General features: G+C 34.4%; 18 protein-coding genes. 16 read left to right on the top strand and 2 right to left on the bottom strand.

What is annotated here, in order from left to right; translation table 11 throughout:
• Positions 1 to 115: 115 nt before the first annotated feature.
• The 10 genes from CPHY_RS13235 to CPHY_RS20870 all read left to right on the top strand — a co-directional run bounded on the left by CPHY_RS13235 (position 116) and on the right by CPHY_RS20870 (position 8868).
• Positions 116 to 523 carry a hypothetical protein gene (locus tag CPHY_RS13235; RefSeq protein ID WP_012200580.1) on the top strand — a complete coding sequence of 136 codons (408 nt, stop codon included), beginning with the start codon at positions 116 to 118 and terminating at the stop codon, positions 521 to 523.
• A 215-nt stretch (positions 524 to 738) separates the two neighbouring features.
• Positions 739 to 2625 (top strand): TIGR03960 family B12-binding radical SAM protein, encoded by a 1887-nt coding sequence (locus tag CPHY_RS13230; RefSeq protein ID WP_012200579.1) that lies wholly within the window; start codon positions 739 to 741, stop codon positions 2623 to 2625.
• Positions 2626 to 2741: 116 nt separating this feature from the next.
• Positions 2742 to 3614 (top strand): TIGR03936 family radical SAM-associated protein, encoded by an 873-nt coding sequence (locus CPHY_RS13225; protein WP_012200578.1) that lies wholly within the window; start codon positions 2742 to 2744, stop codon positions 3612 to 3614.
• Positions 3615 to 3698: 84 nt separating this feature from the next.
• Positions 3699 to 4913, top strand: a complete 1215-nt coding sequence (locus CPHY_RS13220) for a ribonuclease E/G (RefSeq protein ID WP_012200577.1) — start codon at positions 3699 to 3701, stop codon at positions 4911 to 4913.
• Between the two features lie 77 nt (positions 4914 to 4990).
• Complete coding sequence (ybaK, locus tag CPHY_RS13215) at positions 4991 to 5464, top strand: Cys-tRNA(Pro) deacylase (RefSeq protein WP_012200576.1); 474 nt, start codon at positions 4991 to 4993, stop codon at positions 5462 to 5464.
• A gap of 471 nt (positions 5465 to 5935) precedes the next feature.
• Positions 5936 to 6388, top strand: coding sequence for a MarR family transcriptional regulator (locus tag CPHY_RS13210; RefSeq protein ID WP_012200575.1), 453 nt, complete (start codon positions 5936 to 5938; stop codon positions 6386 to 6388).
• Positions 6385 to 6819, top strand: coding sequence for a pyridoxamine 5'-phosphate oxidase family protein (locus tag CPHY_RS13205; protein ID WP_012200574.1), 435 nt, complete (start codon positions 6385 to 6387; stop codon positions 6817 to 6819). The genes CPHY_RS13210 and CPHY_RS13205 overlap by 4 nt, the downstream gene beginning before the upstream one ends.
• Positions 6812 to 7363 (top strand): flavin reductase family protein, encoded by a 552-nt coding sequence (locus tag CPHY_RS13200; protein ID WP_012200573.1) that lies wholly within the window; start codon positions 6812 to 6814, stop codon positions 7361 to 7363. The genes CPHY_RS13205 and CPHY_RS13200 overlap by 8 nt, the downstream gene beginning before the upstream one ends.
• A gap of 275 nt (positions 7364 to 7638) precedes the next feature.
• The gene (locus CPHY_RS13195) at positions 7639 to 8049 is read left to right on the top strand and encodes a hypothetical protein (protein WP_012200572.1); all 411 of its coding nucleotides are present in this window, start codon (positions 7639 to 7641) and stop codon (positions 8047 to 8049) included.
• 27 nt (positions 8050 to 8076) lie between these two features.
• Positions 8077 to 8868 carry an LCP family protein gene (locus CPHY_RS20870; protein ID WP_012200571.1) on the top strand — a complete coding sequence of 264 codons (792 nt, stop codon included), beginning with the start codon at positions 8077 to 8079 and terminating at the stop codon, positions 8866 to 8868.
• A gap of 125 nt (positions 8869 to 8993) precedes the next feature.
• Here CPHY_RS20870 and CPHY_RS13185 read toward each other — a convergent pair whose 3' ends face one another.
• Positions 8994 to 9866, bottom strand: coding sequence for an AraC family transcriptional regulator (locus CPHY_RS13185; RefSeq protein WP_012200570.1), 873 nt, complete (start codon positions 9864 to 9866; stop codon positions 8994 to 8996).
• 370 nt (positions 9867 to 10236) lie between these two features.
• Between CPHY_RS13185 and CPHY_RS13180 the strand changes: the two genes are divergently transcribed.
• From CPHY_RS13180 to CPHY_RS13170, 3 genes are all read left to right on the top strand, one after another.
• A complete protein-coding gene (locus CPHY_RS13180; protein WP_012200569.1) occupies positions 10237 to 10686 on the top strand; it encodes a MarR family winged helix-turn-helix transcriptional regulator in 450 nt (149 codons plus the stop codon).
• Between the two features lie 214 nt (positions 10687 to 10900).
• A complete protein-coding gene (locus tag CPHY_RS13175) occupies positions 10901 to 11740 on the top strand; it encodes a DegV family protein (protein WP_012200568.1) in 840 nt (279 codons plus the stop codon).
• Between the two features lie 766 nt (positions 11741 to 12506).
• On the top strand, positions 12507 to 13478 hold the full coding sequence (locus CPHY_RS13170; RefSeq protein ID WP_012200567.1) for a phosphotransferase enzyme family protein: 972 nt from the start codon (positions 12507 to 12509) through the stop codon (positions 13476 to 13478).
• Between the two features lie 34 nt (positions 13479 to 13512).
• Here CPHY_RS13170 and CPHY_RS13165 read toward each other — a convergent pair whose 3' ends face one another.
• On the bottom strand, positions 13513 to 14166 hold the full coding sequence (locus CPHY_RS13165; protein WP_012200566.1) for a M48 family metallopeptidase: 654 nt from the start codon (positions 14164 to 14166) through the stop codon (positions 13513 to 13515).
• Positions 14167 to 14625: 459 nt separating this feature from the next.
• On the opposite strand from CPHY_RS13165, the gene rplU reads away from it, so the two are divergent.
• From rplU to rpmA, 3 genes are read left to right on the top strand one after another with little or no spacing between them, the layout of a single operon-like run.
• The gene (gene rplU, locus CPHY_RS13160; protein ID WP_012200565.1) at positions 14626 to 14934 is read left to right on the top strand and encodes a 50S ribosomal protein L21; all 309 of its coding nucleotides are present in this window, start codon (positions 14626 to 14628) and stop codon (positions 14932 to 14934) included.
• Positions 14935 to 14953: 19 nt separating this feature from the next.
• Positions 14954 to 15283, top strand: a complete 330-nt coding sequence (locus CPHY_RS13155) for a ribosomal-processing cysteine protease Prp (RefSeq protein ID WP_012200564.1) — start codon at positions 14954 to 14956, stop codon at positions 15281 to 15283.
• A gap of 45 nt (positions 15284 to 15328) precedes the next feature.
• Positions 15329 to 15616, top strand: a complete 288-nt coding sequence (rpmA, locus tag CPHY_RS13150) for a 50S ribosomal protein L27 (RefSeq protein ID WP_012200563.1) — start codon at positions 15329 to 15331, stop codon at positions 15614 to 15616.
• Positions 15617 to 15834: the final 218 nt, after the last annotated feature.

Genomic DNA, 15834 nt, shown 5'->3' with positions numbered 1-15834 from the left:
GCATGCTGTTAGGAATAGTGTGAAAAGAATGATATTTTTCAAATAAGAGATTGTGTGATAACAAATCCAAGGTTGAACCTTTTCACGGAAGTATGCGCAGAAATGAGGTTTGGTTATGGAGCAAGTTGAAGAAATAAGTGAAGTACTACGGGAAAAACAACGAGAAAAACAGCCAGAAAAACGACAAGATCAGAGTAAGAATGACTTAGAGGATAATAGCAGTGGACTTGGCGAAAAGGCGGGAATATTACCTAGATTCGGGGAATCGAGGACACTTCATCAAACTTCTGATAGTAAGTCTAAGAGTACTCGTTACTTTAAAGGTTTATTTGGAAGAATCATTATGGCATGCTTTCTGTTTCTATTATTATTTCTGGGACGGATGTTTTCTGTTAATGTGTTTGGCCAAAGCACAGATAGTGTTATAAAAGAAGTTAGATATAATAAGTATGTAGAATCTTTAGAACAGAAGCTAACAGATTTATTCCAATCTGATAAAAATGATTCGCAAATAGAAAAGTAAAATACGTTTCAATGAAAGGGTGGATATCTCCACTCTTTTTTGTTATAATGAATAATGGACTAAAAATTAGGACAGGCTTTGGCAGATGATTTGTTAGAGGAAAAAATAACATAAAATATTGCTATTTTTACAAAGAGAATATTGTGCTGACACCAAAATTCAAACGGTGGCAGTAATTTCTATAAGCAGTCATGTTGGTTAAAAGGAGGATTTTAATGAAAAAGCTAGCATTATCCGATGAAATACTATTAACGATAGATAAGCCAGCTCGTTATATCGGTAACGAAGTAAATATGGTGGTTAAAGATAAGGAAAAGGTAGATATCCGTTTTTGTATGTGTTTTCCTGACGTATACGAAGTTGGTATGTCACACCTTGGTATTCAGATTCTTTATGATATGTTTAATCAAAGAGAAGATACTTATTGCGAACGTGTATACTCTCCATGGACGGATTTGGACAAGATTATGAGAGAGAAGAACATACCATTGTTTGCTCTTGAGTCTCAGGATCCGATAAAGGATTTTGACTTTCTAGGAATTACATTACAATATGAGATGTGTTATACCAACATTCTGCAAATCTTAGATTTATCAGGAATTCCAATCTATGCAAAAGATAGAACAGATGAGGATCCTATCATTATTGGTGGTGGACCATGTTCTTATAACCCAGAACCTATCGCAGATTTCTTTGATATGTTTTACATCGGGGAAGGTGAAACAGTATACGATCAGGTACTTGATGCATATAAGGAGAACAAGGCAGCAGGAGGTAGCAGAGCAGATTACTTAAAGCGCGTTGCACAGATTGAGGGCATCTATGTTCCAGCTTTTTATGATGTAACATATAAGGAGGATGGAACCATTGCTTCTATGACTCCAAATAATGAGTTTGCAAAAGATAAGGTAAAGAAACAGATAGTGATGAACGTTAGTGATACGTATTATCCTAGAAAACCGTTAGTACCTTATATTAAGTCAATTCAGGATCGTGTGGTACTTGAAATTCAACGTGGATGTATTCGTGGATGTCGTTTCTGTCAGGCTGGTATGTTATACCGACCAACAAGACAAAGAGATGTTGATTATCTAAAAGACTTAGCAAAAGATATGATTGAATCTACCGGACATGAAGAGATATCTCTTAGTTCTCTAAGCTCCAGTGATTATGATAAACTTCAAGAACTCGTTTATTACTTAATCGATGAGTTCAAGAAGAATGGTGTGAATATCTCTCTACCATCTCTTCGTATTGATGCGTTCGCACTTGATGTTATGAGTAAGGTGCAGGATATCAAAAAGAGTAGTCTTACCTTTGCACCAGAGGCAGGTTCCCAGCGTCTTCGTGATGTAATTAATAAAGGACTTTCCGAAGAAGTGATTTTAAAAGGTGCGATGGATGCGTTCCTTGCAGGATGGAATAAGGTGAAACTTTATTTCATGTTAGGTCTTCCAACAGAAACAATGGAAGATATTGAAGGAATTGCTACGATTTCTGATAAGATAGCAAGAGAGTATTATACTATTCCAAAAGAAGAGAGAAATGGTAAGGCGCAGATTACTGCAAGTACCTCCTTCTTTGTTCCAAAACCATTTACCCCATTCCAGTGGTCAAGAATGGTGACCAGAGAAGAATTCGGGGAAAAGCAACGATTCTTAAATGGTAAGATGAAGGAACAATTAAACTATAAGAGTATTCGTTACAATTGGCATGATGCAGAAGTTACGATTCTTGAAGGTATTTTCGCACGAGGTGATCGTAAAATTGCGAAATCCATCTATGATGCATATCAAAAGGGTTGTATTTACGATGCTTGGTCAGAGTATTTTAACTATAAAACTTGGATGGAAGTGTTTGAAGAAAATGGCGTAGATATCGCCTTCTATACAAGTAGAGAACGAAGTGAAGATGAAATTTTCCCTTGGGACTTCATTGATATTGGTGTTACGAAGAAATTCCTTCGTAAGGAATATGAACATGCAATAGAAGAAACGGTAACTCCAAACTGTAAGATGTCTTGTTCTGGCTGTGGTGCTGCGGCTTTTCAAGGTGGAATATGCTTTGAGGCGCATACAGATAACGGCAATATAAATTGCTAGGATTTCTACACTGTTTCAAGTGTAAAAATGCCATATACACAAGCATTTTCACATCTGAAACAACAGAAAACTAAAGTTCAATTTATATAGTTTATTGATAGGAAGGGATTAATCAAATGAAAGTAAGAATAAAATTTTCTAAATATGGTGTGGTAAAATTCATCGGCCACTTAGATGTAATGCGCTATTTTCAAAAGGCTAATAGACGAGCGGGAATCGATGTGGCTTACAGCCAGGGATTTAATCCACATCAGATCATGTCTTTTGCAGCACCACTTGGTGTTGGGTTAACTAGTGATGGAGAGTATGTAGACGTTGATTTTAATGTAGTAGAGTCTGAGGAAGCTATTATCAACAGTTTAAATGCTGTTATGAATGAAGGTTTTGCGATAACAGAAGCTAAGATTTTAAAAGAACCTTTACCAAATCAAAAGAGAGAGACAGCGATGTCACTTGTGGCAGCAGCAGATTATTTAGTTTCCTTAAAAGATGGTTATGAGTTAAAGAAGGAAAATGGGCAAATACTAGATAAAGATGAGTTTCATAAATTATTTTCTGAGTTTTATCATCAGAATCAGATCGTAATCAACAAAAAGACGAAAAAAAGTGAAAAGGAAATGGACATCCGTCCTTATATTTTCCATTATGGAATCACGGATGAAGAATTTCTTTCCACAGGCAAAGAACTTAAGGTTACGAATACTGTGAATGGAATAGAACATGCAGATACTTATGAAACTGGTATACGTGTGTTTTTATGCTTAGCGACAGGTAGTGTTATTAACATTAAGCCTGAGCTTGTTATGGAAGCATTTTGTGAAAAGTATGGTATCAAATTTGAAACATTTGCATTTCAATATCACCGTATGGAGACTTACGCAAATGTTGCTGACCACGGAAAAACAATTGAAGAAATGATTCTAGCTGTGGAACAAAAAGAAAGTTATGCATTAAAGCTTGATCCATTAGGTAAAGTGGGAATAATGTAGGATAATTAAAAAATATTCAAGGATATATTAAAACTATCCACTAGTTGCAACAGATGTGACTATGGAAGTAAAGGAAGGCTTATAATGAGTGGTAAACTGATTGTTACGAAAATGGATGATAATATTGTGACTGCATTATATGAAGGCAATCAGATGATTCAGGTAAATGTCGACCGTGAGGAAGAGGTATCATCTCTTGGCAATATTTATATTGGTAAGGTAAAAAATATTGTAAAAAATATCAATGCTGCATTTGTAGAAATATCAGATAGGAAGATGTGTTATCTACCTCTAGCCGATGTTGTGAACCCCATCTTTACGCATGCGAAGTCCAGTGATAAGGTAAACATTGGGGATGAATTAGTGGTACAAGTAATTAAAGAAGATATTAAAACCAAGGCACCAGTTGTAACTACAAGTATTGCTTTCACTGGAAAATATGTAGTACTGATGCATGGAACAAAAACGATTGGAATCTCTTCAAAGATTGGTTCGGAACAGAAAAGAAAGCGTTTAAGAAGTTTAGTCTCACCTTTCCTTGGAGAACAATATGGTTTTGTGTTAAGAACAAATGCGGTGGAAGCAGAGGATAATTTAATTGTTGAGGAAATAGAGCAATTAAAGAAGCAATACGACCGCATCTTAACCTATGGAATCTATCGAAATCGTTTTTCACTTCTTTATAAGACCTTACAACCATTTTTATGTGCGATTCGAGATGGTTTTGCAAAGGACTTAGAAGCTATCATTACAGATGATTTATCTTTATATGATGAAATCAAAGAATATCTGACAGAACATCAGCGGGAAGATATTGGAAAACTTACATTCTATCAGGATAAACTATTAGCACTTTCAAAACTTTATAGTATTGAAACAAAATTATCCCGTGCACTACGAGAAAAGGTTTGGCTTCCATGCGGTGGTTCCTTAGTAATTCAGCCAACGGAAGCTTTAACGGTAATCGATGTGAATACTGGCAAAGCAGTATCAAAGAAAAAGAACGTTCAGGAGACTTTTTTGAAGGTGAACTTAGAGGCAGCAGAGGAAATAGCTGCTCAGATTTGTCTGCGTAATCTCTCGGGAATTATTATCGTTGACTTTATTGATATGATATCAGAGGATGCAAAGACACAATTACTAAGAGTATTTGATGAATACCTAAGAAAAGATCCGATAAAAACAACCTTAGTGGATATGACTGCCCTAAACCTTGTAGAGATTACAAGAAAGAAGGTAAGAAAGCCTCTTCATGAACAAATGAAGCATACAGAACTTATGGTATGTGAAGAAGAATAAACCTAAGTTTTCAATAAGGAAAAGTACGCTTTGCGTACTTTTCCTTGTATGAATCTTATACAGGAATGGTGAAATAAATGAAGATTACAAATGCTATGCGTATGCTAACTCAAGCTGGAATTGAATACAAAGCAATGGAATATGAAGTAGAGGAAGACCATCTCGCCGGAGTCCATGTTGCGAAGCAGATAGGAATGCCTGTAGAACAGGTATTTAAAACTCTAGTGGCACATGGAGAGAAAAAGGGATATCTCGTCTTTTGTATTCCGGTGGCAGAAGAACTTGACCTAAAAAAGGTCGCAAACATAATTGGAGATAAGAAGATCGAGCTTGCTCCGGTAAAAGATCTTCTTGGTCTTACTGGATATATTCGTGGTGGTTGCTCTCCAATTGGCATGAGAAAGAAGTTCCCAACCTATGTAGATGAAACCGCAATTCTTTTTGATGAAATTACCGTAAGTGCCGGGGTACGTGGTTGTCAATTATTAATACCGAGAGAGGAACTTATAGAGTTTCTACAAGCAACCCTTTGTGATTTAACGGTTGAATAGATTGTTTGATTGGGTTGTTTTTTGAGATTTTATATGAGCATGATCTGATGCTAGAAGAAATTAATAAAAAGGGTTCTTTTACAAAATAGATAAGTATTCAAGCTATGAAGCAAAAGTTCTGTTATTTATGAAAAGTGAATTACTTGCTAATTCATCTTGTTTTAATATGGCTCTCTTTGTTAAATGTGTTGGGTTCGGGTTTCAAGGGACCACGTACCAACACACTGACAAAAGAGCTATTTTTAATATTTAAAAGCAACTTGTGATTTTCGTATTATAAAAATGGGCTCTTCCAATATAAGTTCTTACGCTAATGATAATTATAATGTTTTACTTGAAAAATAGCTATAGAGCAAATATTAAAAGTAGGATCTGATTTAGTATTTTATTAGGTCTTAAAAATTTAAGAGTATAAATTCTTTATTATTGACTTTAATAATACTATATAGTACTATATTATATAGAACGGAGGTGAGAGCAATTAGAAAGACTGATGGCGGTTTTTTGATATCGCAAATTAAGCAAGTTGGCAGCAGAATCTTTGAAAAGCTACTGGCAGATGCTAATGTTGATGCTTTTAACGGAGCGCAGGGGAGAATTCTCTACGTGTTGTGGCAGACAGAAAATATTCCAATTGTAGAACTTGCACGAAAAACTGGGCTTGCGAAGACAACACTTACAAGCATGCTTGACCGTATGGAAAATGCCGGACTTGTTACACGTGTATTTGATAAATCTGACCGTCGACAGATACGCATTACGCTAACCGAAAATGCTCGGGCATTAAGTGATGAGTACGAAAAGGTATCGATGAAGATGAACGGAATTTATTATGCTGGTTTTACAGACGAGGAAATCATAGCCTTTGAAAAAACTCTGTTAAGAGTGCTCGATAATCTAAATGAGAAGGAGCGAACAATATGACGAAACAAATTAAAAACGAAATTAATGAATTAGTTGAAAATGCAAAAGTTGCATATGTTTCATCCGTAGATGGGAATGGTTATCCCTGTATAAAAGCAATGCTTTCTTTACAACACGATGATTTGTTTACACATTACTTCTCCACCAATGTATCCTCGCACCGAACACAACAGTTTTTGCATAACTCTAAGGCAAGCGTGTATTTTTGTAACGAAAATCAATTCAAGGGTCTGATGTTAGTAGGGGATACGCAGGTAATGACAGACCGTGAACATAAAGCTATGCTGTGGCGAGAGGGCTTTGAGGTTTATTATCCAGAAGGCATAGACACGCAAGATTATTGCGTTTACAAATTCACTGCACACAAAGCGAACTATTATCATGGTCTTGCTAATCAAGATTTTATCATGGAGGACTTTGAAAATGCCTAAATATGAGAATCAAGATCCTGGATTTTTCACACAGCAAGTTATGCTTATAGGAACTTATGATCCGGATGGTAAGGAGCGTTTTTGTCCGATTTCATGGGTAAGTTATACATGGGGACCACCACCTTGCTTGGTGGTAAGTATTTGGGGTGTGAAAAAAACAAAAGATAACATCGCAAGGACTGGCTTATTTTCCGCAACCGTATTAACGCCTGACCTATTGCCACTTGCCGAACAGTTTAATCGTGGTACATATAAAAAAGATTTATTTGAAAACATACAATACAGCACACAGCGTGGAGTGGCACTTGATGTACCGTTACTTTTAGATGCTAAATATAGCTTTGAGTGTAAGGTCTTAACTACAACAGAGGTTGGCGAAACAATGACTTATTTCGGTGAAATTGCCAATATTAATATGTCGGACGATATTAGGAACATGGAAATTTTTGATCTACGAAAAATTAATCCTGTTGTTTATTCACCAAATAATTATTTTACGATTGGGGAACATCTTGGCAAAATAGGTGACTTTTCTAAAAGCTAATAACAGAATGAGACTATAAAAAACTGTAGACAATTTGTCTACAGTTTTTTAATGATGGAAACTAATGCAATTTCCCTATTAAATAATCTTTATAAGCTTAATGAGAAACAGATGAGAAACAGATGAGAAATAGAGAAATAGAAAGGTATGAAAAGGTTGTAAATATTTAACAGAATGATATAATATAATAACTATATGTATATAAATTTTATCAAAAAAATTAAGCAACCTTATATCTTATTTCAATATTTCATAAGCAGAAAGGATAATTATTGATGCAGGACGATAATAGCAATGATCTCATAGATAAAGTATTAGAAGAGGATGATTGGAATCAATGTTCATTAAACATCACGAATAGTCTTGATACTTACGATGAATCGCTGGAAGATATTAATGAATCTCTAGCAAAGCAATTACAATCAATGGATGAAGATATTGTCAATGAAACGGCGAAGCAAAAAAGAAAGAAGAAATTAAAGCAAAGATTAGGCATTGCCTGTGCTATTCTAAGTTTGCTAGTAGCTGTCTTAGTATTCACACCACTTGGTAAAACAATTCTTAGTAATATCGTTGGAGAATATCTATATGGAAAACTATCCTATGATGGCTCTGAAAATAATTTAGGAAACTATCAAGGTGGGGGAGAGAAAGAAGTATTAAACCAACTGCCAGATGTTAGGTAAAAGGACAAGGATATCATAAACATACTGTTGATTGGCCTTGAAGAATTTGATAACGCTAAGAATACAGATTCCATGATAGTAGCCTCTATAAATACTAAGGATAATACTTTAAAGCTCCTTTCTCTCATGAGGGATTTATATATCGATATAAAGGGGTATGACAAAGATAGGTTAAATTCCGTATATGCTAGAGGCGGAATACCATTATTATATGATACGATTTATACTAATTTTGGGGTATCATTAGATGGATATCTGCTTGTGAACTTTGAAGCTTTTGAGCAAATTGTTGACTTACTAGGGGGAGTCAATGTAACTCTTACGAAAAACGAAGCAGAGTATTTGAATGTACATAATTATATATCGAATCCAGTTTATAGAAATGTTGTAGAAGGGGAACAGTTAATGAATGGTAATCAAGTCTTAGGTTACTGTAGAACTAGAAAAGTTTCCACTGGAACCGAAAGTAATGATTTTGGCAGAACTCAAAGACAGCGAAAAGTATTACAAAGCATAATTAATAAATTAAAGTCAAAAAATATGATAAGCTTAGCCTTAAAGATGGATGAAATTTTATCGGCAGTACATATAACAACAGACATAACAAAAAGTGATTTTAAAGAGTATTTAACCATCGGAATGGACTTAGCCCTTGATAATATAGAAACCCTAAGAGTGCCTTTAGATGGAAAATATATAGATTTAAAAATACCAAGTGGTAAAAAGTATAAAGCTGTTTTAGGAATTAAAGATTTAGAAGAAACAAAAGAAATTATATATTCTTTTCTAAATCCAAAAACAAGCGATGATAAGCAATAATTCCATAATAGAGAGAGGGTGAAAGTACGATTAACTTTCACCCTCTTAATTGCTTATGTCATTTTACTCACTGACGCACCCTAATTATAACAAGCCTTGTTACCTACTTATAAACTGTGAATGGTTTATTTCTTAGGAACAACTCTTACCCATGTTTCTTCATAGAACTTTCCATTACTGTTGGTATAGTACATTTCAAAATCATAGCCCCCAACAATCTCATATTTTGCGGTTGGCAACCAATCAGTGTAAACACGAGAGATCAAACTTTGAACTGCATTTGAAGTCTCCTCAATATCATGAGGTTCATTCACAAATATCGCCCAGGTAGCTTTTGGTATATCAACTACCGTATAATCTGTCGTGTTGCTCAAAGGTGTTTTCATAACACATAACATATACGGAAAAGTAGTTCCTCCCGTATTTCGATACGTGCACACTGCATTTATTATACTTGGATATCCTGCGGATTTTATAAGATTATCATACGCACCATTCTTCAGGTTCTTACCCCAAAACTGGGGAATTTCAATCAGATTTTCACCATCTTTGGTATCAAAAATACCCTCAATTCCATAAACTTGAAATGCTTCTTTTTCAACAATTTTGTAATTCATTTCACTTACTCCTTTTACAGAAATTTGAAAGGATATGCGCGGAAATGCTTTTATATTTGCTCCCATGCTGCGCGCTGCTGTGGGAGTAACGCCATGTAATGTTTGAAACGCTCTGGTAAATGCTTCGGGTGATTCATAACCATAATTTAAAGCTAAGTCAATAATTTTCATATCACTATTTTGTAAATCAAAAGCTGCCATCGTCATTTTTCTTCGACGGATATATTCAGACAAAGTAATATCGGTCATAAACGTGAACATCCTTTGAAAGTGATATACAGAGCAACAAGCAACTTGTGCGATTTTTTCATAATCCGTTTTTCCTTGCAAACTGTTTTCAATATAGTCCATAGCTCGATTCATGTCTTCAAGCCACTTCATACGCATCCCTCCTCTCTGTAAAAATGATAACATAGGTGAATATCAATTTCCTTGCAATAATTGCATATAAAAATCAGATTAAAAGATCATCTATAATTCTCATTGTTTTTTTTGATCTCATTTTACCATATTTCCTAACCATTTTCTACTTCACTTCAATATTTGCTTAAGGACCGTCATAGTTGTACAATACGAACTATTTCATTTTTGAAAATACTTTGCGATTCAAAATAGAAATTACTTGATCTTAAAAAAATTACTTTGAACTTCAAAAGAAATTACTTTGAACTTCAAAATATATTGACGAATGTTAAAACTGCTGTTATAATTCGAAATAGTTTGAAGTTCAAAGTAAATGGAGGTAACCAAGTTGAATGTCTACGAGGCGCAGTTAAATGATTTTTTTGTCACGATATTTAATGACATCTTAAGACTAGAAGAAGGTTCCTTAGCAAAAGGAAAACATAAAGTATTGTCTGTAAATGAAATGCATGTTATAGAGGCTGTATATAACAGCGAGAATGACGAAAAAAATACGATGAAGGAGTTATCAGAAAGACTAATGATAACAGCAAGTAGTTTAACAATAGCTGTAAAAACATTGGAGCAAAAAGGATATCTCATAAGAAATCGAGCACAAAGTGATAAGCGAAAGGTATATGTATGCACTACAGAAATAGCGAAAGAAGCTTACCAAGAACATCGAGCATTTCACGAGAAATTGATAGCAAACGTTTCAGAACAGTTAAATGAAGCAGAGATCGCTGCACTTACGCTGGCATTAGGAACATTACATCGTTTCTTTAAAAAACTTAAGTAGTAAAGCGAAAATTAAAATATTATTCGCTATTCATGGCAGTATTATAGCTGCGAGAAGATGTGGTATGTAAAAGGTTTTAGTATAAAAAAATATGTTTACTTCATGAGTGCATAAAGTGCACAAGATTACCACAATCACTTGTATCACATTATAGAGTACTAAAAATAATAGAATGTAATCTTATTTAAAACGACCAAAACAGGAGGAATTCCCTATGTTACACATTATAACTGATTCAACATCCGATATAACACAAGTTCAAGCAGCAAGAGAAGACTTGATTGTAGTACCTCTACATAATTTATTTGGTGTAGAGGAATACCTTGACGGTGTTACAATTTCAACTGAGGAGTTCTACCAAAGACTTGCAACCGCGGAAGATTTACCAACTTCAAGTCAACCTTCTCCAGAGGAATTCTTAACTCATTTTAATCGTTGTAAGGAAGAGGGAAGTAGCGCAGTTGTTATTACAATCTCTAGTAGATTAAGTGGAACCTTTCAAAGTGCTTGCATAGCAAAAGATATGTGTGAATATGATGAAATCTATCTTGTTGACAGCTTTACTGCAACGCTAGGTTTAAACAGTCTTGTTCAGTATGCTAAGATACTAAGAGAGAGAGGATTATCTGCGAAACAAATCGCTGAAGAGTTAGAAGATAAGAAACAAAAAGTCAGAGTATTTGCCCTAGTGGATACGTTAAAATACTTAAAAAAGGGTGGACGCTTATCGGCATCTGCGGCACTTGCAGGAACATTACTTAATATCAAACCTATTATAGAAGTTAAGGATGGTGTTGTTGAGGTTGCTGCTAAGTCGAGAGGTATACAAGGTGCATATAAGAAAGTGATGGAGTTGGTGGAAGAAGCGAATGGTATCGATATGGAGTTTCCATATTGCATCGGATATACTGGCGATATTAATCTAACACAGAACTTTGATGTACATTCTAAAGAGTATCTAAAAAAACAAGATATTACTAAGGTTGCCATTGGTAGTACGATTGGAGTTCATGTAGGGCCTGGTGCGTGCGGAATTGGATTCTTTAGTAACTAATGTAAGAGTAAATTTTAGTTACATGAAAATACTTTTGATCTATTTATTACACTTAGATGAATATTAAACTATCTTAAATTTGGCCACAGATGAACCTATAAATAAGAAAAGTACGCTTTGCGTACTTTTCTTATTTATATTCTTTATTCATTTTCTATATTTACATTTTTCTTATTTACATTTTTAATATACTACTCTATGAATATCTGCTCATCAGAACTTATTTTCTTTTAAATCCCTTTTTGAATAACATATTCTCGTATACAACGAATCCGACTAAAACAATAACAATAGTTACAAATAGTTTTCGCTTTTTGTTCTTCATAAACTCACTCCTCTTTGATTTATTCCTTATGCGACCTATAATTAAGTATAAAGTATAATTTTTATTCAAACCATCGATATGGCTTACAAAGAAACTATCAAACCTTACATTTTTGTTAGATAGCGAGAATACTTTAATTGGATTGACATAATATACCATATGCTATATAATGATATCATCTTAAAAACGAAAGGGGTGTTAATAAATTGAACAGTATGGTGATTCGTAGAATAATTTATTTGCATATGTAACCTTTCGTTATTCTGAATATAGTAGGCAATTACCTATTAGAATTTGCAGAGCACTCGAATGGGGGTGTTTTTTTTGTACCCTTTTTTACCTAAAAAGATAAATCAGTTACTGATTGAGCATTTAAATTATCTCCTACAGTTATTGCAATTAACTTAGTCTATATTAAGGAAAGAAAGGTTAGGATTATCAATGTTAAAAATGAGAAATTTGATTAGTAATTATGAGTTAGCAAAAGACTTATTAAAAAACTGGGAGTATGATGAGGAGAATTTGGATGAGATGTTATCTTATTTTCGTATTTCTTCTAATGCCATTTATCCGTTTTTTTATAAGAAGAAGATTTGTTTTTTAAGAATTGCTCCAACCGATGAAAAACGGAAAGAGAATATTTATGGAGAAATTGAATTCATACAGTATTTAAGAGAACATGACTTTAAAGCCCTATGCCCGGTTCCTTCAAAGAATGGGGAATTTATTAGAATCGTAAATACAAAGTGGGGGGAGTATTATGCTACTGTTTTTGAGAAGGTAGCAGGTAAACCAGTGGAAGCTTGCGAATACTCAGAGAAAATGTATCATGAATATGGAAAAACAATGGGACGGATGCACCGACTTTCATCCGGATTTAAACCTATCATAAAAAAATGGACTCATGAGGATGTTCTAAATGAAATAGAAACTATGTTAACCCTCTACCATTGCTCTAATAAAGCAAAGATAGAGTTAGAAAATCTGAGAGTTGAGCTTGCAAAGCTACCAAAAAATCATTTATCTTACGGTCTCATTCATTATGATTTTGAACTAGATAATGTATTCTATGATGAAAAAACAAATACCTGCTCTGTTATTGATTTTGATGATGGAATGTATCATTGGTATTCTACAGATATAGAACAGTTTTTGGATTCTGTCTCTGAAGAAAAGGGTGAACTTGAGGCTGAGCAAGTAAAAATAGCATTTTTCGAAGGATATCAATCCGAATATCCAATCGTTGAGGAAACAAAAAATAGTATACCATTGATGAGACGCTTCATTAATTTGTATTCCTATGTGAGAATTCATCATTGTCTAAGTGATTCTTTTACCAGTGAAAAGGAATGGATGACAGAACTTCGTGTGAAATTAACGAATATGCTAAAATCAATAGAAGAAACTTGGTAACTCGTAACCCATTTGCAACGTAGTTACTAATGGGTTAAATTGTCATGAATGCTCCAAAACGTGCTAAGTATTCCTGATGTGTTTTATAGTCTTTATCATACATACCAACTTTTCTCCAAAAAGACCGATCATGATTTAAGTGCATGATATGACAAAGTTCGTGAATTACAACATAATCGACTGCACTCAATCTGGCCATGGATAACTTGTAGTTAAAGGTTAGCTGTTTATTTGAATTACAGGTCCCCCAGGTGGCTGGAGAGTCTACAATTTTGAATCCTTTCGCTTTTACCTCAATGATAGGTTCGTAGATAGCCAGTCGTTCCGTGATAATCTCCTTGGTTTTTGCTGTGTAAAACTTTTTTAGAGCTTCTTGTACTCCATCCTCTGTCTCAGGAATTTCAGATAAAAGATCGGAGAGTTTGTGAACTTTACCAAGGAATAAAAAGTTTTCGTCACTTTCATACGTTTTAACACTAGAAAGATAAGTACGATTACTCATTCTTTCTTCAAATTTTAATAAGACCTTTGAGTTTGATTTCATAAAGGCATTGATTTCTTCCATAGTTGATTTTTTTGGAGCTTTTAAAGTGATTAGACCTTCTGGTGAAAAATCGAGGTTAAATTTACTAGCCTTTGTATATTGTATTTGAAAACTGATAGACTTATCATTCAGTATAATTTCCATATGGCAACCTTTCTATAGTAATATATATTATTTGTAAATGAGTATTATATATTATTTGTAAATGAAGTTAGCAAACAACATTTTTATATTTTTAGCACTTATATTTTATTTACTTAGCGCTTATATTTCATTCACTTCGTACTTATATTCAATTATTTAGCGCTAACATCTGATAAGTATTGTAAGTGATACCGTTTCTTTTGTCCACGAATTTAAGAAAAGTTGTTGCAAACTGCTGTAGTGTATAAACTTAATAAAATTGGCAATTGTAAGAAAAGGATTAGTTGAATTCCAGTGATTAGATATAAGTGGCTTTTCTTGTAGAAATGAGTATTTTCTTATTGACAATCTCTGTTAGTTATGCTAAACTTCTTTAGTGTGCCGCACAACGAGGTTCAAGTTCTGCTTATTTTTAGGTGGACACCATAGTTGGCGAGTAATGATAATGGGAGGTGCCATATGTACGCAATTATAGCAACAGGTGGTAAACAGTACAAAGTAGCCGAAGGCGATATCATTAAAGTAGAAAAGCTTGGTGTAGAAGCTGGTGCAACTGTATCTTTTGACCAAGTTCTTGTTTTAAACAACGGTCAGGTTGTAGTAGGAAATCCTACTGTAGCTGGTGCTAGTGTTTCTGCAACAGTTGTAGAAGAAGGCAAGAATAAGAAAGTCATCGTTTACAGATATAAGAGAAAGTCCGGATACCACAAGAAGAATGGTCACAGACAGTCTTATACTAAGGTTAAGATTGACAAGATCAACGCTTAATCATCGATGAGAGGTTGATATGATTAAAGTATCAATTCATCAGAATAAAGATGGTAAGATCAATGGGTTTCGATGCAAAGGGCATGCAGGTTATGCAGAGTCTGGTCAGGATATTGTTTGTTCTGCGGTTTCGATACTTGTGATAAATACCATTAATTCCATTGAACAGTTTACTTCGGATACTTTTGAGTATAAAGAGGATGAAAAAAGCGGTTTAATTGAATTTAAGGTAGTCTCAGATCTATCTGATCGTACGGAGGTATTATTATCCTCTTTACTATTAGGACTTCATGGTATCGAAGAAGGATTGGGACGTGATTATATTAAAATCGATAAACGGATACAGTAGCAGGTGTGATGGTATCCTAACCTATCATATAAGGAGGTGTAGGTCATGTTAAAGATGAACCTTCAATTTTTCGCTCATAAAAAGGGTGTTGGTTCTACTAAGAACGGTAGAGATTCTGAGTCCAAGAGACTTGGTGCTAAGAGAGCTGACGGTCAGTTCGTATTAGCTGGAAACATTCTTTACAGACAGCGTGGTACTAAGATTCATCCAGGCGTTAACGTAGGACGCGGTGGAGATGATACGTTATTTGCTTTAGTAGACGGTGTTCTTAAGTTTGAAAGAAAGGGTAGAGACAAGAAACAAGCTAGTGTTTACCCAGTAGAAGCTAAATAATTTGAACAAGAGAAACGGCTTACCGCTTCATCTTGTATTCATCGTTATAATTTAGTACAACGATACACTAGAGGGCTGTTTCAAAATGAGTCTTTTCCTTCATAGTAGAAAGTTACATAAGAATTTCTTTCTATTATGACAAACATCGTACGCAAGGTCGTCTGATGTTTGCAAGAGGTTTCATTTTGAAACAGCCCTTTTCTTCCATACTAGATAGA

Source organism: Lachnoclostridium phytofermentans ISDg (assembly GCF_000018685.1).
Lineage (GTDB): Bacteria > Bacillota > Clostridia > Lachnospirales > Lachnospiraceae > Lachnoclostridium > Lachnoclostridium phytofermentans.
This window is presented reverse-complemented; position numbering and strand designations above follow the sequence as displayed.